This window comes from Candidatus Dechloromonas phosphoritropha (assembly GCA_016722705.1).
GTDB lineage: Bacteria > Pseudomonadota > Gammaproteobacteria > Burkholderiales > Rhodocyclaceae > Azonexus > Azonexus phosphoritrophus.
In genome coordinates, this window is sequence record JADKGN010000004.1 from 1,333,310 (window position 1) to 1,358,021 (window position 24,712).

A 24,712-nucleotide genomic window follows, 5' to 3' on the forward strand; every position below is an offset into this window, starting at 1 on the left:
CTTTCTGCTTCAACTACTAGAAACAGGAGATGCTGCTGCGCGAATTGCTTTCTTTGCTTTTCGACAGACATTCTGACCAATCAGTTCAGTCCCTCGCTAAACTGATCTGCGCCATCCGGCACGGGACGGCGAAGATCGAGAATCCGAAAGGCTGTGAAACAGGCTTCCCCTCACGGTCGCTCCATTGCGGCGATGTCGCTACAATGCCCCCATGCACATTCAGCTAGCCGCGATGGCAAAGAATTTTCACAGGTACAGCCGTCAGCGTGCCAACCCAGCGTAATTCGCGATGCGTATCCTGATCGTTGAAGATGACCCCATGATTGGCGCCGGCATTCGTACCGGCCTTCGCCAGGACGGCTACACGGCAGATTGGGTACGTGACGGCAATTCTGCTGAACTGGCCGTTGCGACCAACGCATACGATGCGATCCTGCTCGACCTGGGGCTCCCCGGCAGGAGCGGGCTGGAACTTCTCGCGCAATGGCGCCAGAAGAGGAACACGGTGCCGATTCTGATCATCACCGCCAGGGACGCGGTGGAAGACCGGATTGCCGGTCTCGATACTGGCGCCGACGACTACCTTGTCAAGCCTTTCGATTTGAACGAGCTTGCCGCGCGTTTGCGGGCACTGCTGCGCCGCCGTTCCGGAAGGGCGACCCCGGTGATCGAGCATGGGCCACTGCATCTCGACCCGGCAACCCACGAAGTGAGTCTTAACGGCACCGAAGTCAAGCTCTCGGGCCGCGAGTTCGCGCTGCTGCACGCCCTGCTCCAGGCTCCCGGCGTACCGCTTTCGCGCAGCCAGCTTGAAGACAGGCTTTACGGATGGGAAGAGGAAATCGGCAGCAACGCGATCGAAGTGCACATTCATGCCCTGCGCCGCAAGATCGGCGGCGAAATGATCCGCAACGTCCGTGGGGTGGGCTACATGGTGCCGAAACAAGCATGAATTCCATCCGCAGCAAGCTGGTGCTGGCCCTCACCGCGGCGATGACAGTCGTCATGCTCCTTGGCGCCTGGGCGACCTTCAGCGCGGCAAAGGAAGAAGCCAACACCATTTTCGATTACCACCTTCAACAGATTGCCCTGGCGCTGCGCAACCAGACGTTTCAGGGCTCAACGGAGGCGCTGGCAGGCGAGACAAGTTTCGATTTCGTCATCCGCGTCTGGGATCGCAACGGACTCACCATCTACTCATCGCGTCCGCACCGGCCCCTGCCCGAGATCGCCCGCCTTGGCTTCGCCACGGAACGAACCAGCGAGGAGGCCTGGCGTGTCTATGCCCTGCAATACCGCGGCGAGACCATTGCCGTCGCTCAGCCGACCAGCGTGCGCGCGAGACTGGCGGCGAAGGCGGCATTGCGCACGCTGACCCCGTTCATGGTTTTGTTACCCCTCATCGCACTGCTGATCTGGCTGATCGTCAGCAGGGAACTCCGACCGCTGACCGATCTTGCCCGTTCGGTGAGGACCCGGACACCCGAGGCGCTTGATCCGTTCACGGAAAGCGGCGTTCCCGACGAAGCGCGCCCGCTGGTCGTCTCGCTCAATGAACTGCTCGGACGCCTGCGTGCGGCGCTTCAGGTACAGCGCGATTTCATTGCCGATGCGGCGCATGAGTTGCGCACCCCACTGGCCGCCCTGCAACTTCAGGTGGGGCTACTCGAACGTGCGACGATCGAGGTCGAGCGTTCCGAGGCCCTGGGTGATCTCAAGGCGGGGCTCGAGCGGGCGATCCATACCGTGCAGCAACTGCTCGCGCTGGCGCGCAACGAAGCCGGTGCAAGAGCGAGCGCGTTCGCCGAGTTCTCCCTCGCCGAGGTGTTGCGCGAGGTCGTCGCCGACCATACGGCGCTTGCCGATGCCAAGGCGATCGACCTTGGCGTCAGCGCATTCGACCCGGAAGCGACCATCACGGGTGACGGCAATGCAATGCGCACCCTGCTCGCCAACCTGGTTGCCAATGCCGTGTGCCATACCCCGGCCACCGGGAAGGTCGACGTCAGTTGCGGGAGCGACGCCGGCAGGGTCTGGCTGGAGGTCGTGGACAACGGCCCCGGGATCCCCGCGGAGGAACGCGAACGCGTGTTCGACCGCTTCTATCGGCGCAGCGGGCAGACCACCAGTGGCAGCGGCCTCGGTCTGGCAATCGTTCATAGCATTGCACAGCGGCACAAGGCCGAAATCCGTCTCAATGACAGCGCAGGGGGCGGACTCACCGTCCGGATCGAGTTTCCCGGCGCCCACCCGGCTCCTTGACCACGCGGGGTTCACGGGTGCGTCCATCATCATGCCGGCGACACCCGATCTCAATGATCTTAAGTCAGGCTTAAGTTTCGCCGAGGCATTCTTTCTCCGTCGGCAGGCACCGGGCCTGCCCAGCATTCACTCAGGAGAACTCCATGAACACGAACACGCTCAAGCTGACCGCGGGTGCCGCCGCCGTTGTGGCGGCGCTGACCGGCGCCTACACTCTCGGCCACGCCAACTCCCCCGCGTCGCAAGCCCCCGCGTTGCAAGCCCCTGCGTCGCAAGTCCCTGCTCCCGCCACGATGGCCCAGCCGATCTCAGGCGCCGCCGCGGCACTGCCGGGCATGAGCGGTATCGTCGCGCGCAACAGCCCCTCGGTGGTCAACATCAGCGTATCCGGCACGCGCAAGGCAGGCTCGCGCGGACAGAAATTGCCGCAATTTGACGATGATGATTCCGTCCCGGACTTTCTCCGCCGTTTCGGCGCTCCGCAGAACCGGGGGGAGGCTCCTGCACACGGTCTGGGGTCGGGCTTCATCATCAGTCCCGATGGCACGATTCTGACCAATGCCCACGTCGTCGATGGCGCCGAGGAAGTCATCGTCAAACTGACCGACAAGCGCGAATTCAAGGCCAAGGTTCTCGGCCTCGATACCGCCAGCGATGTCGCCGTCCTGAAGATCGACGCGACGGATCTGCCGGCGGTCAGGATCGGCAACGTCGCCAACACCCGTGTCGGTGAATGGGTGCTGGCGATTGGCTCGCCCTTCGGTTTCGAGAGCAGCGCCAGTGCCGGCATTGTCTCGGCTTTCTCGCGATCCCTGCCCGACGGCAGCTACGTTCCCTTCATCCAGACCGATGTTGCCGTTAACCCCGGAAATTCGGGCGGACCGCTGTTCAACATGGCGGGCGAGGTGATCGGCATCAACTCGCAGATCTACTCGCGCAGCGGCGGCTATCAGGGGCTTTCCTTCGCGATACCGATCGAGGTCGCGATGAATGTGGAAAAGCAGATCGTCACCCATGGCAAGGTCCAGCGCGGCAGGCTCGGCGTCGGAATCCAGGAGGTCAACCAGTCGCTCGCCGACACCTTCGGTCTCAAGAAGCCCGCCGGCGCATTGGTCGGATCGGTGGAGAAGGATAGTCCCGCGGCGAAGGCTGGCCTCGAGCCGGGCGATGTCATTCTTTCCATCAACGGTAAGGAGATCGCCTCGTCCAATGAACTGCCGGCGATCGTCTCTTCCATGAAGCCCGGCGAGCAGGCGAAGCTGCAGGTGTGGCGCAAGGGCGGAACACGCCCTATCAATGTCGAAGTCGGCAAATTCGGGGACGAGAAGCTGGCCAGCAATGATGCCCCCGAGGCCGCAAAGGGTCGTCTGGGTGTGGTGGTCCGTCCGCTGACACCGGAAGAGCAGCGCCGATCCGATGTCAGCAACGGCGTCGTGGTCCAGGATGTGGCCGGCGCGGCCGCCAGGGCCGGCATTCAGCCGGGCGACATCGTCATCGCGGTCAACGGCGAGGCGATTTCCAGTACGGAGCAGTTGCGTAGCCTGATCAGCCAGGCCGGCAAGCGCATCGCTGTCCTGGTCGACCGCGGCAACGCCAGAATCTTTATTCCGGTCGATCTGGGCTAGAACAGATCGCGGGCGAAGGGGGCTGGCGCCCGCTCCAGTCCCCTTCGCCTTTCGCTTGTCAATTGAGCAAGCCGTAGCCCCAAGATCGCATCCAGGAAAATGTTGTGTCGGACCCTGGCCCTCGCCGGCACACGGCGCCGCGTGGTGTTGCCCCGGATCTAGCTCCTGACCCACTCGATCGGTACGGCGTTGCGGGTCACCCCTTCCCGCAGCTTGACGAAGAGCGCGCTGCGAACATCGTCGTTCCGGCCCTGCGGTCGGTCTTGGCCAACCATCCCGTCTCTGATCAGAGCCCGCGCCGATGTCGGTCGAGGCGCGATAGGAACCAGACTACGCCAACGCTGCCAATTACCAGGTAAAGCGGCCCGAACAGCCAGAAGCCGAGCGGAATGGCGAAAATAAGCGTCCGCATTCCCAGGGCCACCATTTTCCCGGCCAGAATCAGGCGGTCGGCGACGTTCGACGGCGACAATACGTCATATTCCGACCGTGCCTCACGCGGAATGTTGATCATGAACAGGACATGATTTGCCAGGCGGATGGCAATGACGTAAGCGAATAAAGCGACAAGAAAATCGACCAGCAGAAACATCAACTTGACTATCCACAACTCGGCTGCGTGCGAACCGCCGAAATTGATTGCATGCCAGCTACGGCTCATGGTTTCGGTCTGGCCGGACAAGGTCAAGGTGCCGATAATCAACAGCGCGCAAGTGGACACCATGAGGATCGGATACATCATGAAATTCCGTAACGTCTGCACGGCCATTATGTCTTTTCCCGAATTGCTCATGACATGTTCGACCCAGATGCGCCGGGCCGTGTCATTCACATGGTGAATCGAATACGTCGGATCGCGCCTGACGCGTATCCGATGAACGCCGTAGTAAGCGATTACCAGTGAAATGCAGATCGCCATGCCTGCCACATCGGCGCCGAACTCCCGTAGCCAATTTAAAAAAGACGCGTTTGCCATATTGTTCGAGCGTTACCGCAAATTGATGGGCGAACTTTACCGCAAGCAGCCGAGACCGGGCGAATGACATCTTGCGCTCCGCCGAAAATTGACGTGCTCTCTGGTCGTCGCGGTTACAAAATGGCTACGCGCGGGCAAGAGCGGCATCGTTAAACTCCACAAGGTTCAGTGTGATCGGTGACATCTGCTCTATCACTCTATCTTGGGAAAATGAAGCATGAAAGGGAGCAACTCGCTGGCAAGAACTTTTTTGATCCAATTCAGGCACGGGTTGCTCATCCTCGTCCTATCGCTCGCCGGATGCGCCAACAACCAACCACAAGACAACAATACGCAGGCGGCGTCGAAGGTAGAATCCGGTCTGGCCGCTTCCTCGCAGCCCAATGCAGCCGAGAAGCCTCGGCCAACTGACGAAACGACCGATACCGCGACGATCGACGAATTCAACATTTTTTTCAACCCAGGCGATACCGAGGTCGACATAGCTGGGCAAGTAAAACTGCGCAGACATGCTGACTATCTGAAAATGAACCCGAAGAAGAAATTGACACTGGTTGGGCACACCGGTGATTCAGGAAGCAGAAGCTTCAACCTGGCAATCGCCGAGCAAAGGATTCTGTCGGTCAGAAAGCTGCTCAAGTCCTACGGGGTTTCCCCTCGCCTGTTTCGCCCGCACAGCGTCATCAAGGACAGGATTCCGGCCAACTGCAAATCGATCGACTGTTCAAAAATGGCGCACCGGGTTGAACTGGTTCTTTTGCCGTAGCTCGCTGTAAAGGTCCACGAACTTGCGAATTGCGAGCGCTCATTGATGCTGACCATGCATCTCGAATCGCCACGGGATACCGGGAAGTGCTGCAAGGAGGCGCGCGGCAACGAGCATCATCGGGCGGCCATGAGCCACTGAACGGACAGCCACCCATGGCAACCTTGCGAATGTCTGCCTTCCCAAAGCCAACAGACGGAGCAGAACGCCAAGCCGATTTCAATCAAGCCCGGTCGGCCATTGGCGAAATGCCACAACGTGCCACAAATGAACAGACTGCGACCGGCTCAAGACTGACAAGCAATCACCCAACCGGAAACCCGTGCATGGAGTTCACTGCTTCGGCCACAGGATCATCTGCGTACAGCGAAACAGCGCGAGCTTGCGGCCGCTGGCCTCGTCGGTAACCACGGCATCCCAGACCTGGGTGGTGCGCCCGAGATGCTGCGCCGTCGCCACACAGGCGATGCCGCCTTCCCTGACCGTGCCGAGATGGTTGCTCTTGAGTTCGATGGTGGTGAACGACTCGGCACCTTCCGGCAGATGGGCGATTGTCGCGTAGCCGCAGGTCGTGTCGGCCAGGGCGACGATACTGGCAGCATGCAGAAAGTCGTTGGGCGCGACATGCAGTTTTTTCACCGGCATCCGGCTGCGCAGCGAATTGGGGGCCAGTTCGATCATCTCGATGCCCAGATAGCCCGGCAGGTATTCGCTGCCGCGCTCGTTAAGAACCTCGATCGAAATCCCGGGGCGTAATATGCTCATTCTTGATTCTCCTTTTGTCAGGCCGGGGCCAGCGCTCGGGCCACCGGCGCTTCGCGAATCGGCAGGTTGATGATAGCGGCAGCGGCGGCGAGCGCCATGTCGGCGTACCACATCCAGCCGAAGTCGCCGAAGCGGCTAATCACCAAGCCGCCCACGTAGGCGCCGAGAAAACCGCCGATCTGGTGGCTCAGCAGGGTGAGTCCGAACAGGGTGGCGAGGTAGCGGATGCCGAACAGCTTGCCGACGATGGCGGCGGTCGACGGGGTAATAAAGCCCAAAAACGCGGCGTGCAGAAAGAGGCGCGGGGCGGGGGCGAAGACCTCGGGCGGCGCATAGAGCTCGTCGCCGAGGATGGGGTGGCCGATAGCCTGCAGGTGCACCCGCACCTGGTGCGAGCGCCCGGTTTCCGGGAAGAGGTCGACCCGCGTCGCATCCAGCGCCGGCTCGCAGCCCGCCACGCGCAACCGGGTGCGCGAGGGCTTGCCGATGGCGTGGTCCACCATCTGGCGCGGGCGGTTGGGCCAATCGGCGATCAGCGGCAGTTCGATCACGCGCTCGCCCGCCGCCGAGCGCCCGGCCAAGGCGAGCAGAATCTCGGGTACCAAGGGACGACGTTATCGTCGAACATCAGGCGGGACACCGTCCCTCCCGAGCCAGGAACCCCGCTCAAGCCCACACCCCTCAAGCCGGCGCTTGCCAGTTCCCTTCGGCGCCACTACGATTGAACCTGATTAATTCTGATTGGAGCCAACCATGCCCCGCGTCGCAACCAAGGTTCTCACCGCCCATGTTCCGCTGCCGCTCGCTGAAAAGGTCGACCAGATGGCCGCGCGCCTGGAGCGCCCGCGAGGCTGGATCGTCAAGCAGGCGCTATCTGCCTGGATCGATCAGGAAGAGGAACGCAGCCGCCTGACCCGGGAGGCGATGGACGATGTCGACGCCGGCCGGGTCATCGATCATCAGACGGTCCAGGCTTGGGCCGACAGCTTGAACACACTCGAGCCACTGCCAGCGCCGCGTTGATGGAATTGAAGTGGACCAACAAGGGTCTGTCCGACCTGGCTCGGCTGCATGATTTTCTGGCACCAGTCAATCCGGCCGCCGCCGCGCGCGTGGTCCAGTCGCTGGCGGCTGCGCCGTCGGGCCCGGCGGCCAAGCCGCGTATCGGCGAGCGCCTTGGGGAGTTCGATCCGCGCGAAGTGCGCCGAATCCTCGTTGGCAATTACGAACTGCGCTACGAAATCCAGGACCAAGTCATTTACGTCCTTCGCATCTGGCATACGCGCGAGGATCGGTAATACCTGACTGCTCGAGTATGGCGGTCCATGCCGGGCGGCATCACAAACTTCTCGGGTTGGACGTGATAGCGCCAAATCAGAACGGTGCCCCGCTCTCCACACGAAGCTCGGTTGCGGTCAACGGGTGAAAAAAGCCCAAAAACGCAGCGTGCAGCAGCAGGCGCGGGGCGCGGGCGAAGACCTCGGGCGGCGCATAGAGCTCGTCACCGAGGATGGGGTGGCCGATGGCCTGCAGGTGCACGCGCAACTGGTGCGAGCGCCCGGTTTCGGGGAAGAGATCGACCCGCGTCGCATCCAGCGCCGGCTCGTAGCCCGCCACGCGCAACCGGGTGCGCGAGGGCTTGCCGATGGCGTAGTCCACCATCTGGCGCGGGCGGTTGGGCCAATCGGCGATCAGCGGCAGTTCGATCACGCGCTCGCCCGCCGCCATGCACCCGGCCACCAGCGCCACGTAGCGCTTTTCCACCCGACGCGTCTCGAACAGCCGGCTGAGCGCCCGGAGCATGTCCGGGCTGCGCGCCAGGACCAGCAAGCCCGACGTGCCGAGATCGAGGCGATGCACCGGCAGTGCCTCCGGGTAGCGGGCTTGGACGCGGGCACTCAGGCAATCCTGCTTGCCCGGCCCCCGCCCGGGCACGGACAGCAGTCCGGCCGGCTTGTCGACGACGAGCAGGTCGTCGTCGATGTAGCGAATGTCCAGCCCTTCGTCGGGCGGGGGCTGGTAGGTTGGGGAGTGGTCGCTCATCAGGGCAAGGAGTTGAGGAAGCGCTGGGCCGGAACCTAGAGAAGCCAAAGGTCACCCGCGCAGGATGCTGAACTCTTGGAACATCCGCGTCGGCAAAGGAACCGACAGCTTCCAGTAGAGGGTCATAGGTTTCTCGCCCTCCGCTCGCTCCCGCGTAACGGGACCACATGCACGATAAGGCGAATTTCGGTTTAGCCGAACAAATAACTGAAATGTCCAGCCATTGGATGGGCTTTCCAGATAACGCCGACCAGCCGTCGTGTCCGGACGAGCATTGTTCTGCGATTGCCAATGGAAGAGTTCGGAACTGATCGCATAGTCGTGATACGCGATCCGCTCGTGATAGCCCTCCCGCTTGTCCAGTGTGACAAACAGCAATTCTGTCTTGCGATCCGGCAGCGACAACACCCCCGCTTGGAACGGAACTCGTCTTTCAGCGGTGAGCCAGCCGACCGCAGTCAGAATTTCCCGAACCCCGTACGAGCCGTGGAGGCACAAAGGTGTGTCCATCAGCCCCGGAACGCGGCGAATCTGCAACGTCGTTCGCGCCTCAAGGACCTCAGCCAGCTCGCCCAACTCCACGCGTTGCGCCGGGGACGCCCGTAACCGCCTTGCAAATCCTTCCGCACTCCCAACTCGCCCTGACTGTCCATCAACTTGGTAAGCAAGCATCTGGAGCAGCGACGTCTCCTCTGGATTGATTGGGATGTATTGTGCTTCAGGCTCTCCAAGCTTATGCATGATTGCAAGGCGAAGCGGATCATCAATGTGCAGCAATCCCGAGAAACGACGACCGAAGTAGTCTCCCTCTTCTCCCGAATCTTCTACGGGCAGCCCGGTATCGCGCTTCAGATTCGCCCAACCGGATGATCGGCCTTGCGGCCGATAGAGATCTTCCACATCGATCGCTTGCTCACGCAGAAAGACAGCCAAGCGAATGTCTGTACGTCCGCGCAAGGCAATGTAGGCACTTAACTCAGCCTGCAATCGGCGCCAGTTGTGATGCTCCAGTTGCCGGAGGCTCTTGAGAACCTGATCCTTCGCTTGGCGTTGAAGCTGAATATGGCAGCCCGGCGGCAATGACCCAAAGCCATTTTCGACCGCATTTGCGAGTTGACCGCGAGGCAGTCCGGTAATCGTCGACAAGAGCCTGTCGAAGCGAAAATCTTGGCGATGACGCCCGACAAAATCGAGCACAAGACAGCTTTCCTTGCCCTTTGACAGGCGAAGTCCGCGGCCGAGCTGCTGCTGAAAGAGAACCGGGCTTTGGGTCGGCCTCAACAGGAGCAAGGTGTCGACAGCCGGGATGTCCACACCCTCGTTAAAAAGATCACAGGTCACCAGCGCCTGTACGTCTCCGGCAGCCAAACGCTCCGGCGCCCTCCTACGTTCATCCGGTGGCGTCGCACCGACAACGCACATGGCCGCGATACCCGCCTGATTGAAGCAGGTCGCCATGAACTCCGCATGTGCCACCGAAACGCAGAAAACCAGCGCCCGTCCTTTCGAAGTGTTGTCGGCAAGGCGCCGCCACTCGTTGATCACCAGTCGGGCACGAACGTCGTTTCCTGTAACCAAAGCGTCCATTGCGGCAAGCTCGCCCGGCTGTGCCCACGGCACCTGCGAAAAATCTGTCTCGTCATCGCAGGCGAAGTATTCGAAGGGGCACAACAACTGTTGGTCAAGAGCGTGCCAGAGACGAAGCTCGACGGCCGGGGCCCCGTCAGGGCGATTCTCGAAATAGCCCAGGATCGACCTCCCGTCACTGCGTTCAGGAGTAGCCGTAAGACCGAGCAAGTAGCGCGGCCTGATTCGAGTAACAAACCGGTCGAAGCGGTCGGCGGCAAGTCGGTGGCATTCATCAACCACCACCGTGTGCCAATGGCTTTCGGGGAACCGATCAAGCAGTCCACGTGCGTCAACGCTATCAATCGTGGCAAATAGATGGTCGTAGGATTCCGGCTCGTAGCCGCCAGCCAGCAGACTGCCGAACGTGTTATCGCGCAGCACTTCCCGATACGTGCGCATTGACTGCCGCAAGATTTCCTCGCGGTGAGCGACAAACAACAACCGCGGCCGCCCTCCGTCAATGAAACACAGGCTGCGGTAATCGAAAGCGGCAACCACCGTCTTCCCGGTTCCGGTCGCGGCCACCACAAGACTGCGTCGACGTCCGTGGTCGCGCTCTGCTTGTAGCGAATCGAGCATGTCCTGTTGATACGCCTTCGGCTCCAAATCGAAGAAGGTCTGCCGCACAACGAGGTCACCCCCTGCTTCTCTACGAAGTGCCTCACCGAGCGCCTGGCGATGGCTCTCATTGTTGCGGTCATAGACCTGAAACTCGTTGTCCTCCCAAAGCGTCTCGAAGTGGGCCTTCGCTCGCTCGAAGAGGTCGGACTGTCCCCTCTCAGTAAACTTGACGGTCCATTCCAGCCCACCCAAAAGCGCGGCGCCTGAAAGATTGGCGCTCCCCACATAGGCCGAACCGAACCCCGTCGCCCTCTGAAAAATCCAAGCCTTAGCGTGCAATCTCGTGCGCCGGCCATCCAAAGAGATGCGGATTTCGCTTCCGGGAAGGGTCGCCAATTCATCGAGTGCGCGAATCTCGGTCGCACCCGTATACGTCGTCGTCAGTATCCGGATCCTAGTTCTCGGCTTCTGGTTTGCCCCAAATGCGGTAGCCGATTGAAGAACGTCGATCAGTTTTCGGACACCTGAATAGGTGATAAAGCTGACCAAGATATCGACCTGTTCGCATGCCGAAAGCTCGCGGCGCAACTCGGCCAACAGCGACGGCGATCCTCTCCCCGCGGTGAACAGCCACGGGTTCGCGAGGCCAGTATCTGGATAGGCAGGAGCAGAACCCGTACGATGGATAGCCTGAAGGACCTGTAGGGGATCATGGAACGCATCGATATCGTGTCCTGTTCTGCCGAGCCTCTGACGGGTCGCGACGAGAATGGAGTTGACCAGATCAAGCTGGCGCCGAATCTTGTCCGCCCCCTTGCCATCGAGATCATCGAGGATACGAACAAGCTGCGTCGCGAGCGCATCAGCCAGGCGTGCTGCCGAATCATCAGTCGTCAGCTCAGCGACACTTCGCGACTGATCGGAAACCTTGTCTGCAAGCGCGGCAAAAGCCGCTTCTGTCAGCACCTGATCGTAAATGCCATCGCGGAATTCCATTTCTGGCTAACCCTTCGCTGCCCCATCACGGGGCAATTGAGATAAGGAACGGTGTCAAGATACCAGGAACCCGGCGATGTCGCGGTCGACCCCGAAAAACAGCTAGTTTTCAGGTGGCGCCCTACAGCGACATCGCCGCCAGCGGGTCGCTGGGGGAAGCGCTCGGCGAAGCCGGGGTCGGCGGGCGGGTCGCGGCGGACGGTAGACGAGCGGCGGGTTCATCGCCGCGACGGCATTCAATGCCTTGGGGTCAGGCATCGGGCAATGATACATTCTCCATTCATGGGCGGAATCGATCGCTAGTGTAGTAGTGCGCTCTAATAGAGACTTATTAAACCGTGGTTTGTCGTCCCCGCGAAGGCGGGGACTCCGTGACTTTGTAGTAAAGGCGCTGGATTCCCGCCTTCGCGGGAATGACGTGTGATGTTGAAATGTTCCTTCAAAAATCTATCACTACACTGGCGCGCCGGCCGCATCCGAACAAGAATCCCTGGAGAAAGACATGTCCCATCCCCTGCTCGAAAAGCACCGCACCACGCTCGAAGGCGCGCTGCACGCCATCGCTACCCGCGGTTACTGGTCGGCCTACAATAAAATGCCCAGCCCCAAGGCCTATGGCGAAACCGCTGCCGAGGACGGCAAGCTGGCCTTTGAGGCCCACGTCGGCGAGGAGTTCGCGCTGTGCCAGTCCGGCCAGACCGGCTGGCGTGGCGGCGGGGAGTCGCCCTACGGCATCGAACTGAACGTGACCTATCCGTATGCGACATCGACGCCCTGATCGCCGCCGGCGGGAAAGCGATGCCCGGCTGGCAGGCCGCCGGCCAGGGCTGGATGATGGCCTTTCAGGCCGGCGCGCCGCACGCTCTGGAACGCGGCCTCGAAGCCGTCGCCTACGCTTACCGCGAGCAGCGCTTCGTGCTGCACGAGGCGACCTGGGAAAAGCCGCAGTGCAAGAACCCGCCGCTGGTGCTGAAAAAGCACTTCGAGATCGTCGGCCGTGGCGTCGGCGTCGTTGTCGGCTGCGGCACCTTCCCGACCTGGAACACCTACCCCGGACTGTTCGCGGCGCTGGCGACCGGCAACGCGGTGATCGTCAAGCCACACGAAAATGCCATCCTGCCCGCAGCGATCACCGTGCGCACGATCCGCGCCGTGCTCGCCGAGAATGGCATCGACGCCGACCTGGTCACGCTGTGCGTGCCGGCCGAGCGCGAGACGACGCAGAAGCTGGTCACCCCCCGGCGGTCAAGTCGGTCGATTTCACTGGCGGCAACGTCTTCGGCCAGTGGTTGCTCGACCACTGCCGCCAGGCACAGGTCTATGCCGAGCTGGCCGGCGTCAACAACATCGTCATCGATTCGACCGACGCCTACAAGCGCATGCTGGGCAACCTCGCCTTCACGCTGGCGCTGTATTCGGGCCAGATGTGCACGACCTCGCCCGCGCCATCACCGGCTTCCTGGCCAAGCCGGAAGTCGCTCATGCCGTGCTCGGCGCCATCCAGTCCGCCGATACGCTCCAGCGCATTGAGGAAGCCGGCGCCGGCAAGCTGGGCGCGGTCATCCTCGCCCCGACGAAACTCGTGAACCCGGATTTCCCGAATGCCGAGGTGCGCACGCCGGTTCTGCTCGCCTGTGACGCCGACGACGAATCTGCCTACATGGAGGAGCGTTTCGGCCCCATCAGCTTCATCGTCAAGGTCGCTGATACCGCCGCTGCCATCGCGCTCTCCGAACGCATTATCGCCACCCACGGCGCGCTGACCGCCGGCGTGTACTCGACCAGGGCCGAAGTCATCGACGCAATGACCGCCGCCACCTGGCGTTCCAAGGCCGCGCTGTCGATCGACCTGACCGGCGGCGTTTTCGTGAACCAGTCGGCCGCCTACTCCGATTACCATGGCACCGGCGGCAACCCGGCGGCCAACGCCTCCCATTCCGATTCGGCCTTCGTCGCCAACCGCTTCCGGGTCGTCCAGCGCCGCTATCACGTCTAAGGAAGTGCTGATTGAATTCAAATCTGTCATAGCCCGAGGCCACGTCATTCCGGCGCAAGCCGGAATCCAGGAAAATCAACGAACTGAACCCCGGCTTTCGCCGGGGTGACGAATAAATCAGTGTCTCCTTAAGGAACAAGAAATGAATTTCGAAAACATCACCCTTGCGGTCAACGACGGCATCGCCCGCCTGACCCTGAACCGTCCCGACAGGCTCAACAGCTTCAACGACGCCATGCATGCCGAACTGAGCGTCGCCCTCGACCACATCCAGGAAACGCGGGACGCCCGCGTCCTGGTGCTGACCGGCGCCGGGCGCGGCTTCTCGGCCGGGCAGGATCTCGGCGACCGCGCCATGCAGATCGAGGCCGGAAGGATGCCCGACGTCGGCAATGTCGTCGAGGCCAACTACAAGCCGCTGGCGCTGCGTCTGCAAAATCTGCGCGTGCCGACCATCGCCGCCGTCAACGGCATTGCCGCCGGCGCCGGCTGCTCGGTGGCGCTGTGCTGCGACCTGGTCGTCGCTAAGAAATCCGCCGCCTTCCTGCAGGCGTTCAGCAAGCTCGGCCTGATCCCCGACACCGGCGGCACATGGTTCCTGCCGCAGCGCGTCGGTATGGCGCGTGCCATGGGCCTCGCCCTGCTCGCCGAAAAGCTACCGGCAGAGAAGGCAGCCGAGTGGGGACTGATCTGGCAGTGCGTCGAGGATGCCGATTTCGCGGCGACGATCGACGCCCTCGCCGCACGACTCGCCAGGATGCCGACCAAGGCGCTGGTACGTACCCGTCAGGCGATGCACGCGGCCCCCGGCCACACGCTCGAACAGCAACTTTCCTTCGAGGGCGGCTTCATGCGCGAACTCGGCTGGAGCCCCGACTACGCCGAGGGCGTCAAGGCCTTCACGGAAAAGCGCGCGCCCAATTTCACCGGCGACTGAGCGGTGGGCGCCCTCGCCAGGGATACGCTGATCGCCGTCGTCGGCGCCGGGGCGATGGGCGCCGGGATCGCCCAGGTCGCGGCAGTCGCCGGCCACCGTGTCAGGCTGCTCGACAACCGGCCCGATGTCGCCCCCCGCGCCGCCGCTGCCGGGATGCGGCTGATCCCTGCCCACGAGATCGCCGACCTCGCCGCTGCCCGTCTGGTCGTCGAGGCCATTGTCGAGGATCTGGCGGAGAAGCGGGCACTCTTTGCCGATCTCGAAGACATTGTCGGCCGTGACTGCATTCTGTGCACCAACACCTCGTCGATTTCGGTCACCACCATTGGCGCCGCGCTGCGCCACCCCGAACGCCTGGCCGGCCTGCATTTCTTCAACCCGGCGCCGCTGATGGTGCTGGTCGAGGTCGTTTCTCCGGTCTCGCCACCGACCCGGCGGTTGCCACGACACTGTTCACCACCGCCGCCGCCTGGGGCAAGACCCCGGTCCATGCCAAGTCGTCGCCAGGGTTCATCGTCAATCGCGTCGCCCGCCCCTACTACGCCGAGGCGCTGCGCCTGGCGCAGGAGGGTGCCGCCGACTGCGCAACCATCGATGCCGTTATGCGCGAGGCCGGCGGCTTCCGCATGGGGCCGTTCGAGCTGATGGACATGATTGGCCACGACGTCAATTTCGCCGTGACCCACTCGGTCTGGCGCGCCTTCTTCCACGACCAGCGCTTCCTGCCCTCGCTGCTCCAGCAGGAACTGGTCGACGCCGGGCACTTGGGCCGCAAGAGCGGGCGTGGCTTTTATGACTACCGCGACGGCGCTGCGCGGCCAGTGCCGAACAGCGAACCCGCGCAACCCGCCCCCGCGAAAATTGCCCTTTTCGGCGAGTCGACCGCAACCATTGCCCTCGCCGCCCACCTCGCCGCCACCGGCATTGCCTGCGAGCGCCCGGCCGCAAGCGACGGCCGCATCGCCGAGGCCGACGGCGCCGTGCTCTACGTTACCGATGGCCGCAGCGCCACCCGCCGCGCCGCCGAATCCGGCTGCTCGGACACGGTGCTGATCGACCTCGCGCTCGACTTCGGTACGGCCACCCGGATCGCCATCGCCGCCGCCGTTGACGTCGCCATGTGCCTCGGTGTCAATTATCCGCGGGGGCCGCTAGCCTGTCGGCCTGCCCGCCGTCCGCGACGTGCTGGCCAACCTCGGCGCCGCCTATGGCGAGGATCGCTACCGGACCTCTCCCCTCTTCCACCAGATGGTTTTCGCCAGAAAGAAATTCCATGATTGACGATGTGATCGCCAAGGACTCCCCTGAAGTTGTCGCCGAGGAAGTCGCCCGCGCCATGTGGCCGCGCGACCACGCCAGCCAGTTGCTCGGCCTGCGCATCCTGACCATCCGCCGGGGCTATTCGCGGATGCTGATGACGGTCCGCCCGGACATGGTCAACGGCCACCACATCTGCCACGGCGGGCTGATCTTCACCCTCGCCGACAGTGCCTTTGCCTACGCCTGCAACAGCTACAACAAGAACACTGTCGCCTCCGCCTGTCACATCGACTTCCTCGCACCGGCCAAGGAGGGCGACATCCTCGAGGCGGAGGCCGTCGAACAGTCACTGTCGGGGCGCACCGGCGTGTACGATGTCACCATCCGGACGCGTAGCGGCAAGGTCGTCGCCCTCTTTCGCGGCAAGTCCTACCGCATCAACGGCGAGGTCATCGCCGGCCTGCAGCATGCCGACGAGCCCCGCTTACCGTAATCAGGAAGAACAGCCATGACCGTCAAGAAACCCCTGCCCGGCGATCTCGAGCCGATCGAGACCGCCAGCCGCGACGAGATTTCGGCGCTGCAACTGGCGCGCCTGAAGTGGTCGCTGCGCCACACCTGGGACAACGTCGCCCCTTATCGGCAGAAGTGTGCGGCCAGCGACGTCCATCCCGATGACCTGAAGACGCTCGCCGATCTCGCCCGCTTCCCCTTCATGACTAAGGCCGACCTGCGCGACAACTACCCGTTCGGCCTCTTCGCCGTACCGCGCCAGGAGTTGCGCCGCCTGCACGCATCGAGCGGGACAACCGGCAGGTCGATCGTCGTCGGCTACACGCGGAACGACCTCGACCACTGGGCCGACCTCGTCGCCCGCTCGCTGCGCGCCGCCGGCGGACGCGCCGGGGACATGGTGCACATTGCCTACGGCTACGGCATGTTTACCGGCGGCCTCGGCGCCCACTACGGTGTCGAGCGCCTCGGTTGCATCGCCGTGCCGATGTCCGGCGGCCAGACCGAAAAGCAGGTGCAGCAGATCATGGATTTCCAGCCCGAAATCATCATCGTCACGCCGTCTTACTCGCTGGTGATCGCCGAGGAATTCGAGCGCCTCGGCATCAAGCCCGGAGAGATTTCGCTAACCGTCGGCCTCTTCGGCGCCGAGCCCTGGGGCGAAGGCATGCGCTCCGAAATCGAGCGCAAGCTCGGCATCGACGCCATTGACATCTACGGCCTGACCGAGGTGATCGGCCCCGGCGTCGCCAGCGAGTGCATCGAGACCAAGGACGGCCCGGTGATCTGGGAAGACCATTTCTACCCCGAAATCATTGACCCGGAAAGCGGCGCGGTGCTACCCGACGGCGAGGTCGGCGAACTGGTGTTCACCTCACTGACCAAGGAAGCCTTCCCGGTCATCCGTTACCGCACGCGCGACCTGACCCGGCTGCTGCCGCCGACCGCGCGCGCGTTTCGCCGCATGGGCAAGATCACCGGACGTTCCGACGACATGCTGATCATCCGCGGAACCAATGTCTTCCCGACCCAGATCGAGGAGCAGATTCTGCGCGACCGACGCCTCTCGGGCAATTATCAGGTCGTCGTCACCCGCGACAAGCATCTCGACAACCTGGAAGTGCGCTGCGAAGTTCAGCGCGAGCTTTCCGGCCAGTTGCGCAAGGCCGACATCCAGGCCATCGCCAAGGAACTGCGGCACCGGATCAAGAGTCATGTCGGCGTGTCGACGCTGGTCAGCGTCATGGAGTTCGACACGATTCCGCGCACGCAGGTCGGCAAGGCCCGCCGTGTGCTTGACAAGCGCCAAAAGCAGAAGTGAGAAACAGCCGGTGACCGAAGCATTTATCTGCGACGCCATCCGCACTCCCATCGGCCGCTACGGCGGCGCGCTCTCCGGCGTGCGCGCCGACGACCTCGGCGCCGCGCCATCCCGCTCAGGGCGCTGATGGAGCGCAACCCGCGGGTCCACTGGAGTGCCGTCGACGACATCGTCCTCGGCTGTGCCAACCAAGCCGGCGAGGACAACCGCAACGTCGCGCGCATGGCCGGGCTGCTTGCCGGGCTGCCGGTCGACGTGCCGGGGACCACGATCAACCGCCTGTGCGGTTCCGGCATGGACGCGGTCGGCCTCGACGCGCGTTCGATCAAGGCCGGCGAAGCCACGCTGATGATCGCCGGCGGCGTCGAGAGCATGTCACGCGCCCCTTTCGTCGTGGGCAAGGCGGAATCGGCCTTGGCGCGCAATGCCGCCATTTTCGACACGACCATCGGCTGGCGCTTCGTCAACCCGGCGATGAAGACGCTGTACGACACGCACTCGATGCCGCAGACGGCCGACAACGTGGCCGCCGACTTCGCCATCGCGCGCGCCGATCAGGATGCCTTCGCACTGCGCTCGCAGCAGCGCTGGGCCGCCGCCGACGCCGCCTGTCGTTTCGCCGACGAGCTGGTAGCGGTCTTCGTCGCGCAGAAAAAGGCGACCCAAAGCGGGTTGATCGTGACGAACACCCGCGCCCCGAAACAACGCTGACCATGCTGGCCGGCCTCAAGGGAATCAACGGCCCGGAACTGAGCGTCACCGCCGGCAATGCGTCCCGCGTCAACGACGGCGCCTGCGCGCTGCTGCTCGCTTCCGAAGCCGCCGCTCGCCGCTACGGCCTGCAGCCGCTGGCCCGCGTCGTCGGCATGGCCACCGCCGGCGTGCCACCACGGATCATGGGCATGGACCCGGCCCCGACGGTGCGCAAGGTGCTGGCGCTGACCGGACTGACGCTGGCGCAGATGGATGTCATCGAAATGAACGAAGCCTTCGCCGCCCAGGCATTGGCGGTCTTGCGTGATCTCGGTCTGGCCGACAATGCGCCGCAGGTGAACCCCAACGGCGGCGCGATCGCGCTCGGCCACCTTCGCCATCCCGCCCGACGCCCGCAACACCTTCGCCTTCGAGCCTGGCCAGTTCCTGACGCTGCGCGCCAGGGTCGATGGCCAGGAAGTGCGCCGCAACTACACAAACCGCCTGACGTTGATCCACATCCTCTCGCGCCAGGCGCAGGAAGTTGACCTGCTGCAAGGCCGCATCGACGGCGACAAGGTGCGGGCGATCATCAAGGCGCTGTTGCCGGTCGGCAGCATGGATGAAGTCTTCGTCTGCGGCCGGGAAGCGATGATCGAAGCAACTGAAAAGGCCTTGGTCGCCGCCGGCGTCCCGGAAAGCCGCGTCTATACCGAACGCTTCACCAGCGGCCCGGCGCAGGCCGCGAAGATTCAGGCCGACACCGATGCCGCCCCAAGCCGCACGGCCGCCGCCAAAGACATCACACTGACCATCGTGCTCGACGGCAAGCAGCACGAACTGCACATCGGGCCCGATGAGCATGTACTCGACGCCGCGCTGAACGCCGGCCTTGACCTGCCCTTCTCGTGCAAAGCCGGCGTCTGCTGCACCTGCAAGGCCAAGGTGCTGTGCGGCGAAGTGATGATGGACAAGAACTTCACCCTGGAAGCGGCGGAGATGGATGAGGGCTTCGTCCTCGCCTGCCAGGCCCGCGCCACCAGCAAACAACTGACGATCAGCTTCGACGAACGCTGACATCACCCGGCCCTGGCAGGGGATTTTTGACGCAGAACGCGCGGATGAACGCGGATAGGAAGCCACGATCCCTTGATCTGTGGAAATCAGCGCAATCTGCGTCAAAATGCAGTTTCAACACGAGCCACACCCCAAGCGACCGTTACTTTGGAGAAGAGACATGACACAGGCAGTACTGGTTGAAACCCACGGCAAAGTGGGCCTGATCCGCATCAACCGCCCGGAAGCGATGAATGCGCTGAACAACGACGTCGTCGACGGCATCGGCGCCGCCATCGACGCCTTTGAAGCCGACGACAACATCGGTTGCATCGTCATCACCGGCAACGAAAAAGCCTTCGCCGCCGGTGCCGACATCGGCTTCATGAAGGATTTCGACTACATGCACGCCTACCAGACCGACTTCATCACCCGCAACTGGGAGCGCATCAAGACGACGCGTAAGCCGGTCATCGCGGCGGTAGCCGGCTTTGCGCTGGGCGGTGGCTGTGAAATGGCGATGATGTGCGACATGATCTACGCCGCCGACACCGCCAAATTCGGCCAGCCGGAAATTCGCCTCGGCACCCTGCCCGGCGCTGGCGGCACGCAACGCCTGCCGCGCGCGGTGGGCAAAGCGAAGGCGATGGACATGTGTCTGACCGCGCGCATGATGGACGCCGCCGAAGCCGAAAAGTCCGGCCTGGTCGCCCGCATCATTCCCGCCGACCAGTTGCTCGAGGAAACGCTGAAGGCCGCCGCCACCATTGCCGGTTTCTCGCTGCCGGTGGTCATGATGGTCAAGGAATCAGTCAATCGCGCCTTCGAGTCGTCGCTCAACGAAGGCCTCCTCTTCGAGCGCCGCGCCTTCCACGCCAGCTTCGGCCTCGAAGACCAGATGGAAGGCATGGCCGCCTTCGTCGAGAAGCGCAAGGCGAACTTCAGGAACCGCTGATTAGCTGGGATTTCAAAATCAACCGGGATTTTCGGTTGACCGCAGCAAAGGCCCAAGCAGCGCGGCATTCAAATTGTGGGCAGGCCATAAGCATCGTGACCTCCCCTGTTGATATCCAGGATTCTTGTCAATTTAAGTATCCTTTGGGATACAATTTAACCATGAACACCATCTTCACCACTGAGATTTTTGACGCGTGATTCATAGCGCTTCGCGACAAACAGGCGGTCAGGCGTATTCAAGCCAGAATTGATCGGGCTGAAGATGGCAATTTTGGCGACTGCGAACCAGTCGGCGAAGGCGCCTCGGAAATGCGCATTCACGTCGGGCCCGGCTACCGCGTCTATTTTGTAAAGCGGAGCATTGAGGTGGTTGTGTTGCTGGCTGGCGGGAATAAATCCACCCAGTCAAAGGATATCAAGGCGGCGCTGGAAATTGCGCGCGCCCTTTAGGAGACGATCATGGGCAGCATCAAACTGAAAAAATGGGATAGCGCTGAACACCTGAGAAGCGACGAGGACATGGCGGCCTATCTCGAAGCCTGCATGGAAGAAGCCGGGGATGACGCCGCATTCATTGCCAAAGCCCTCGGCACGATTGCCCGCGCCAAGGGCATGACCCAACTCGCCAAAGAAACCGGTCTTGGAAGGGAAAGCCTCTACAAAGCTCTCTCCGGCGAAGGAAACCCAAGTTTTTCAACTATTCTCAAGGTCGTGCACGCCTTGGGCATCAAGCTGCATGCCTCGCAGGCCGGCGTTTGAAAAGGTTGGGAAGTGATCACATGGAAACTGTGGTCTGTCCCTGAGGTTTTCCCTCATAGTTTGGCACTTATTCAATAGGTTGAAGACAAATATTCACGCGGAGAATGAGGAGTAGACTCGTTGCTTTGGGTAAATCGTCAAGGGCTGGCGGATCATGAGTGCGAAGAAGATGATAGTCGGAATGCTGGCGGGGTGTCTGTCGAGCCTGCATGTCAAATTGGCCTGTGCGGTTGAGGCGGCGGTAGGCAGTGCGCTGCGAGGTGGTCGCTTGAGCTTGAGTCAGCTTGCGCGGTCTGTGCAGTCGGCGACGTCGATGCGTCATCGAGTCAAGCGCATTGACCGTCTGCTGGGAAATACCTCGTTGCACATCACAAGGACCGAGATTTATCGTGAGGTGGCGTCACGTTGGCTGACCGATCTCGATAATGTGCGGGTGGTGATCGATTGGTCGGACGCCACGACCGATCAACGCTGGCATCTGCTGCGTGCCAGCATCGCCGTCAAGGGCCGCAGTGTGACGCTGTACGAGGAAATTCACGCGCAACGACTGTATGGTAATCAGGCGGTGCATCGTCGGTTTCTGGATTGTTTGGCGAAGCTGCTGCCCGACGGGTGCACTCCGACCCTCATCACCGATGCCGGTTTTCACTCGACCTGGTTCGACTTGGTCACGGAACATCATTGGCCGTGGATCGGACGCATCCGTGGCAAAGACAGGGTCAGTATTACCGAAGGTCCATGGAAGCGCTGCACCGAGGTTTTTCCGGATGCCACGCCGTGCGCCCAAGCCTTCGACAATGCCCGATACGTTCGTAGCCATCCGACAGACTGTCGGTTGGTGCTGGTTAAACGCGAAGCCAAAAGGTGCCACCATTACACGCGGACGGGCAAACATTCTCGCTCCCATAGCTCGATCAAGGCGGCTCGTGGTGCCAGAGAGCCATGGCTGCTGGCCTGTTCTCCAGCATTTCCAAAAGCGAGCCCAGAGACGAATGGCACTTACTTAAGCCCCAACATACTGATGTAATTGATAAAGCAGGCTGAATCGACGCGTGATAAGTTGGAGTCGCCAAACACCCGACTGTCACCCGAGGAATCAGCCCCAATGCATGCTACTCACAAAGCCATCACCCGGCAACGTCACGCGATTTCGGCGAAGGCCAACAGCGTAGATGCCCACGCGTTTTTCGATCTATTGACTGGGCCGGAACTCTTCGATGCCGTGGAGTTGGCCTTGCCGCCGCACCGAGAGCGACTGTTTCCGCCCACTGAAACGCTATCGATGTTTTTGGCGCAAGCCCTCAGCGCCGACCGCTCCTGCCAACGCGCCGTCAATGAAGGGGCGATCAAGCGCCTGATCGCCGGACTCACGCCCTGCAGCTCCCATACCGGCGCCTACTGCCGGGCTCGCCAACGCGTGCCGACGTCGATGGTCAGTACCTTGACCCATCAGACCGGGCAATGGCTAACGGCCCATGCCCCGGCGGCATGGCACTGGCGGGGGCGTCCGGTACGATTGGTGGATGGGGCCACGGTGATCATGCCCGATACTGACGCCAATCAGGCCGACTTCCCGCAGCCCGGTAGCCAGAAGGCTGGATTGGGATTCCCGCAATGCCGGATCGTCGGCCTGATCTGCCTGGGCAGCGGTGCTGTGCTCAATGCCGCGATCAGCGCCTGTCGCGGCAAAGGCAGCGACGAGCAGTCCTTGCTGCGCCGCCAGATCGACACCTTGGTGCGCGGCGATGTGCTGGTGGGCGATGCGTTCTTTGCCACCTACTTCCTGCTCTGCGCGCTGATCGAGCGAGGGGTTGATGCCGTCTTTGAACAACACGGATCACGCCAACGCACCACCGATTATTGCCTCGGCCAGCGACTGGGGAGCGTGACCACCTGCTGGTTTTATCCAAACCAGGCATCAAGCCAGACTGGATGTCTCAGGAGGATTACGCGCAGGCACCGGCCAGTGTCACGGTTCGCGAGCTTCGGGCGGGGGGCAAGACACTCGTCACGACCTTTCTGTGTCCAAAGCAAACATCCAAGGAGGCCATCAAACGCCTGTATCGGGATCGCTGGCATGTTGAACTTGATCTGCGCAACATCAAGACCACCTTGGGCATGGAGCAACTGGGCTGCCAAACGCCAGCCATGGCCGTGAAGGAAATCTGGGTCTATCTGCTCGCCTACAATTTGATCCGCTTGATGATGGCTCAAGCGGCGCTACAAAGCGGCCTCTTGCCCCGTCAGTTGAGCTTCAAGCATGCCGTGCAAGTCTGGCTCGCCTGGGCGCCTCATGCCTATCATGGTGGCATCGCACACCCCAGCCAACTCTTCGCCCTCATTGCCCAGCAAACCGTCGGCAATCGCCCAGGCCGCATCGAGCCTCGTGCCCTCAAGCGACGCCGCAATGCCTACCCATTATTGATGAGACCACGCCCTATGGCACGGGAGGATATCCAGCGCCATGGGCACCCAAAAAAGCTTAAGTAAGTGCCATTCGGACCAGAGACGATTATTGACCAGTACTCCCGACGAATGACCATTGAGGAATCCTTTCGTGATCTCAAGAACGAGCGGCTTGGTCTTGGCTTTAGCGCTTCGCGATCACGCTCGGGCAAGCGACTTGAGATTCTGCTGTTGATTGCTCACTTGACCCACTGGCTGATGCGCCTGATCGGCGAGTGCGCCCAGCAGAGCGGGATACAGAGGTTCTTCCAGAGTGTGCCCGGTCTAAAGCACAAAGAGATTTCAGCCATCACATTGGCTCGTCGAGTCATCGATGCCGGGCCCTCCTGGCTTAACCAAATTCGCCCGAAAGACGCTGTTCCGATTCTCCGGCACCAAGCTCAACAGGCTTCTCATTTGGCATTTATATGAGGGGAAACCTCAGGGTCTGTCCAGAATGGCGCTAAGTTAAGGCTGTCCAGCATGTCCAGCGCCAGCATTGTCGCTGCAAAAATGGACGCAATACGTCCTTAACTTAGCGCCATTCTGGTCTGTCCACGGTTCTTCCTGTCCCCGGTTCTTCCGGTTTTTCCGATTCGCTTGCGGTTCTTCCGATTCGATTCAGGGGGAAAGTGAATATGGACGACATTTTTGGTTTGCTACAAGAGTTGAGAGGCTTGGTTGTATTGTTCAAGGGGCAAGTCGAGATTCAACACGATTGGGTTTCCCCGTTGGTGTTCGCCTTATTCACGTTCATGAACTCCATTCGCATCTTTGCCTATCTGCCCCAGATCATCAAAGTCACAAAAGACGAAAACGGCGCATCGGCCATTTCGTATAGTACCTGGGCGCTCTTTTTTCTATCCCACCTGGCCACCGTTGCCTATGCAGTTTTTTGTGTAGGTGATCCTGTTATGGCTTTGATTTTCTTTGGCAACGCTTCAGCGTGTTTTGTGCTTCTGCTGGCGACCTTCGTAAAGCGCAGAAACCATGCCATTGTATTACTGACCGACCGTCATTAAGCAGCCAGTTATTCGCCCCGGAAACCAGCCAAGCGATCGCACCAATGAAAGTTGGCTGACCGATTGAAACGATCTGCACCCAAGCGAATCCACCTACATTTTCCTCAAGCGAGCAGAATCGGGGGACGAC

21 protein-coding genes and 4 pseudogenes are annotated in these 24,712 nt (G+C 61.8%); 20 read left to right on the forward strand and 5 right to left on the reverse strand.

Annotated features, from left to right (window positions below; all coding sequences use genetic code 11):
• Positions 1–289: 289 nt before the first annotated feature.
• The 3 genes from IPP03_12210 (at position 290) to IPP03_12220 (ending at position 3,887) form a co-directional block, all read left to right on the forward strand.
• Positions 290–952, forward strand: a complete 663-nt coding sequence (locus tag IPP03_12210) for a response regulator transcription factor (GenBank protein ID MBL0353371.1) — start codon at positions 290–292, stop codon at positions 950–952.
• A complete protein-coding gene (locus IPP03_12215) occupies positions 949–2,262 on the forward strand; it encodes a sensor histidine kinase N-terminal domain-containing protein (protein ID MBL0353372.1) in 1,314 nt (437 codons plus the stop codon). Before IPP03_12210 ends, IPP03_12215 begins: the two co-directional genes overlap by 4 nt.
• Before the next feature lie 143 nt (positions 2,263–2,405).
• Positions 2,406–3,887 (forward strand): DegQ family serine endoprotease, encoded by a 1,482-nt coding sequence (locus IPP03_12220; GenBank protein MBL0353373.1) that lies wholly within the window; start codon positions 2,406–2,408, stop codon positions 3,885–3,887.
• 286 nt (positions 3,888–4,173) lie between these two features.
• Here the strand turns inward: IPP03_12220 and IPP03_12225 are convergent, their stop codons facing one another.
• Positions 4,174–4,806 carry a DUF599 domain-containing protein gene (locus tag IPP03_12225; GenBank protein MBL0353374.1) on the reverse strand — a complete coding sequence of 211 codons (633 nt, stop codon included), beginning with the start codon at positions 4,804–4,806 and terminating at the stop codon, positions 4,174–4,176.
• Between the two features lie 328 nt (positions 4,807–5,134).
• Between IPP03_12225 and IPP03_12230 the strand changes: the two genes are divergently transcribed.
• Positions 5,135–5,629 (forward strand): OmpA family protein, encoded by a 495-nt coding sequence (locus IPP03_12230; protein ID MBL0353375.1) that lies wholly within the window; start codon positions 5,135–5,137, stop codon positions 5,627–5,629.
• A gap of 333 nt (positions 5,630–5,962) precedes the next feature.
• Here the strand turns inward: IPP03_12230 and IPP03_12235 are convergent, their stop codons facing one another.
• Both IPP03_12235 and IPP03_12240 read right to left on the reverse strand, forming a co-directional pair.
• Positions 5,963–6,394: a PaaI family thioesterase gene (locus IPP03_12235; GenBank protein MBL0353376.1), complete on the reverse strand. Its 432-nt coding sequence runs from the start codon at positions 6,392–6,394 to the stop codon at positions 5,963–5,965.
• Positions 6,395–6,411: 17 nt separating this feature from the next.
• The gene (locus IPP03_12240; GenBank protein ID MBL0353377.1) at positions 6,412–6,897 is read right to left on the reverse strand and encodes a hypothetical protein; all 486 of its coding nucleotides are present in this window, start codon (positions 6,895–6,897) and stop codon (positions 6,412–6,414) included.
• 250 nt (positions 6,898–7,147) lie between these two features.
• Between IPP03_12240 and IPP03_12245 the strand changes: the two genes are divergently transcribed.
• Positions 7,148–7,417, forward strand: coding sequence for a ribbon-helix-helix protein, CopG family (locus IPP03_12245; protein MBL0353378.1), 270 nt, complete (start codon positions 7,148–7,150; stop codon positions 7,415–7,417).
• Positions 7,417–7,692 (forward strand): type II toxin-antitoxin system RelE/ParE family toxin, encoded by a 276-nt coding sequence (locus IPP03_12250; GenBank protein ID MBL0353379.1) that lies wholly within the window; start codon positions 7,417–7,419, stop codon positions 7,690–7,692. Before IPP03_12245 ends, IPP03_12250 begins: the two co-directional genes overlap by 1 nt.
• 76 nt (positions 7,693–7,768) lie before the next feature.
• Here the strand turns inward: IPP03_12250 and IPP03_12255 are convergent, their stop codons facing one another.
• Together IPP03_12255 and IPP03_12260 are read right to left on the reverse strand one after the other, a co-directional pair.
• Positions 7,769–8,437, reverse strand: a complete 669-nt coding sequence (locus IPP03_12255; protein MBL0353380.1) for an RluA family pseudouridine synthase — start codon at positions 8,435–8,437, stop codon at positions 7,769–7,771.
• A 51-nt stretch (positions 8,438–8,488) separates the two neighbouring features.
• A complete protein-coding gene (locus tag IPP03_12260) occupies positions 8,489–11,623 on the reverse strand; it encodes a DUF3427 domain-containing protein (GenBank protein ID MBL0353381.1) in 3,135 nt (1,044 codons plus the stop codon).
• A 502-nt stretch (positions 11,624–12,125) separates the two neighbouring features.
• On the opposite strand from IPP03_12260, the pseudogene IPP03_12265 reads away from it, so the two are divergent.
• The 14 genes and pseudogenes from IPP03_12265 to IPP03_12330 all read left to right on the forward strand — a co-directional run bounded on the left by IPP03_12265 (position 12,126) and on the right by IPP03_12330 (position 24,582).
• Positions 12,126–13,619 (forward strand): annotated as a pseudogene (locus IPP03_12265) (aldehyde dehydrogenase family protein).
• 142 nt (positions 13,620–13,761) lie between these two features.
• Positions 13,762–14,556 carry a 2-(1,2-epoxy-1,2-dihydrophenyl)acetyl-CoA isomerase gene (locus IPP03_12270; GenBank protein MBL0353382.1) on the forward strand — a complete coding sequence of 265 codons (795 nt, stop codon included), beginning with the start codon at positions 13,762–13,764 and terminating at the stop codon, positions 14,554–14,556.
• Positions 14,557–14,610: 54 nt separating this feature from the next.
• A pseudogene (locus IPP03_12275) lies at positions 14,611–15,837 on the forward strand (3-hydroxyacyl-CoA dehydrogenase).
• Positions 15,830–16,309, forward strand: a complete 480-nt coding sequence (gene paaI, locus IPP03_12280) for a hydroxyphenylacetyl-CoA thioesterase PaaI (GenBank protein ID MBL0353383.1) — start codon at positions 15,830–15,832, stop codon at positions 16,307–16,309. The pseudogene IPP03_12275 and the gene paaI overlap by 8 nt, the downstream one beginning before the upstream one ends.
• Before the next feature lie 15 nt (positions 16,310–16,324).
• On the forward strand, positions 16,325–17,650 hold the full coding sequence (gene paaF, locus IPP03_12285) for a phenylacetate--CoA ligase (GenBank protein ID MBL0353384.1): 1,326 nt from the start codon (positions 16,325–16,327) through the stop codon (positions 17,648–17,650).
• 10 nt (positions 17,651–17,660) lie between these two features.
• Positions 17,661–18,891, forward strand: a pseudogene (locus tag IPP03_12290) (acetyl-CoA C-acyltransferase).
• Positions 18,854–19,420, forward strand: coding sequence for a 2Fe-2S iron-sulfur cluster binding domain-containing protein (locus IPP03_12295; protein MBL0353385.1), 567 nt, complete (start codon positions 18,854–18,856; stop codon positions 19,418–19,420). The pseudogene IPP03_12290 and the gene IPP03_12295 overlap by 38 nt, the downstream one beginning before the upstream one ends.
• Positions 19,421–19,580: 160 nt before the next feature.
• Positions 19,581–20,354, forward strand: a complete 774-nt coding sequence (locus IPP03_12300; protein MBL0353386.1) for an enoyl-CoA hydratase — start codon at positions 19,581–19,583, stop codon at positions 20,352–20,354.
• A 203-nt stretch (positions 20,355–20,557) separates the two neighbouring features.
• A complete protein-coding gene (locus IPP03_12305; protein ID MBL0353387.1) occupies positions 20,558–20,806 on the forward strand; it encodes a type II toxin-antitoxin system RelE/ParE family toxin in 249 nt (82 codons plus the stop codon).
• 9 nt (positions 20,807–20,815) lie between these two features.
• Positions 20,816–21,115: a putative addiction module antidote protein gene (locus IPP03_12310; protein MBL0353388.1), complete on the forward strand. Its 300-nt coding sequence runs from the start codon at positions 20,816–20,818 to the stop codon at positions 21,113–21,115.
• A 154-nt stretch (positions 21,116–21,269) separates the two neighbouring features.
• Positions 21,270–22,142 (forward strand): IS4 family transposase, encoded by an 873-nt coding sequence (locus IPP03_12315; GenBank protein MBL0353389.1) that lies wholly within the window; start codon positions 21,270–21,272, stop codon positions 22,140–22,142.
• A gap of 78 nt (positions 22,143–22,220) precedes the next feature.
• Positions 22,221–23,605: pseudogene (locus tag IPP03_12320) on the forward strand (IS4 family transposase).
• A 45-nt stretch (positions 23,606–23,650) separates the two neighbouring features.
• A complete protein-coding gene (locus tag IPP03_12325; GenBank protein MBL0353390.1) occupies positions 23,651–23,992 on the forward strand; it encodes a hypothetical protein in 342 nt (113 codons plus the stop codon).
• Between the two features lie 206 nt (positions 23,993–24,198).
• Positions 24,199–24,582 (forward strand): hypothetical protein, encoded by a 384-nt coding sequence (locus tag IPP03_12330; GenBank protein ID MBL0353391.1) that lies wholly within the window; start codon positions 24,199–24,201, stop codon positions 24,580–24,582.
• Positions 24,583–24,712: the final 130 nt, after the last annotated feature.

Excerpts from the sequence above, each read along its gene's own strand:
- paaF (MBL0353384.1), top strand. The coding sequence starts at position 16,325 with ATGACCGTCAAGAAACCCCTGCCCGGCGATCTCGAGCCGATCGAGACC.
- IPP03_12260 (MBL0353381.1), bottom strand. The coding sequence starts at position 11,623 with ATGGAATTCCGCGATGGCATTTACGATCAGGTGCTGACAGAAGCGGCT.
- IPP03_12330 (MBL0353391.1), top strand. The coding sequence starts at position 24,199 with ATGGACGACATTTTTGGTTTGCTACAAGAGTTGAGAGGCTTGGTTGTA.
- IPP03_12225 (MBL0353374.1), bottom strand. The coding sequence starts at position 4,806 with ATGGCGATCTGCATTTCACTGGTAATCGCTTACTACGGCGTTCATCGG.
- IPP03_12220 (MBL0353373.1), top strand. The coding sequence starts at position 2,406 with ATGAACACGAACACGCTCAAGCTGACCGCGGGTGCCGCCGCCGTTGTG.
- paaI (MBL0353383.1), top strand. The coding sequence starts at position 15,830 with ATGATTGACGATGTGATCGCCAAGGACTCCCCTGAAGTTGTCGCCGAG.
- IPP03_12310 (MBL0353388.1), top strand. The coding sequence starts at position 20,816 with ATGGGCAGCATCAAACTGAAAAAATGGGATAGCGCTGAACACCTGAGA.
- IPP03_12240 (MBL0353377.1), bottom strand. The coding sequence starts at position 6,897 with ATGGTGGACCACGCCATCGGCAAGCCCTCGCGCACCCGGTTGCGCGTG.
- IPP03_12245 (MBL0353378.1), top strand. The coding sequence starts at position 7,148 with ATGCCCCGCGTCGCAACCAAGGTTCTCACCGCCCATGTTCCGCTGCCG.
- IPP03_12315 (MBL0353389.1), top strand. The coding sequence starts at position 21,270 with ATGAGTGCGAAGAAGATGATAGTCGGAATGCTGGCGGGGTGTCTGTCG.
- IPP03_12300 (MBL0353386.1), top strand. The coding sequence starts at position 19,581 with ATGACACAGGCAGTACTGGTTGAAACCCACGGCAAAGTGGGCCTGATC.
- IPP03_12325 (MBL0353390.1), top strand. The coding sequence starts at position 23,651 with ATGACCATTGAGGAATCCTTTCGTGATCTCAAGAACGAGCGGCTTGGT.
- IPP03_12270 (MBL0353382.1), top strand. The coding sequence starts at position 13,762 with ATGAATTTCGAAAACATCACCCTTGCGGTCAACGACGGCATCGCCCGC.
- IPP03_12215 (MBL0353372.1), top strand. The coding sequence starts at position 949 with ATGAATTCCATCCGCAGCAAGCTGGTGCTGGCCCTCACCGCGGCGATG.
- IPP03_12235 (MBL0353376.1), bottom strand. The coding sequence starts at position 6,394 with ATGAGCATATTACGCCCCGGGATTTCGATCGAGGTTCTTAACGAGCGC.
- IPP03_12250 (MBL0353379.1), top strand. The coding sequence starts at position 7,417 with ATGGAATTGAAGTGGACCAACAAGGGTCTGTCCGACCTGGCTCGGCTG.
- IPP03_12255 (MBL0353380.1), bottom strand. The coding sequence starts at position 8,437 with ATGAGCGACCACTCCCCAACCTACCAGCCCCCGCCCGACGAAGGGCTG.
- IPP03_12210 (MBL0353371.1), top strand. The coding sequence starts at position 290 with ATGCGTATCCTGATCGTTGAAGATGACCCCATGATTGGCGCCGGCATT.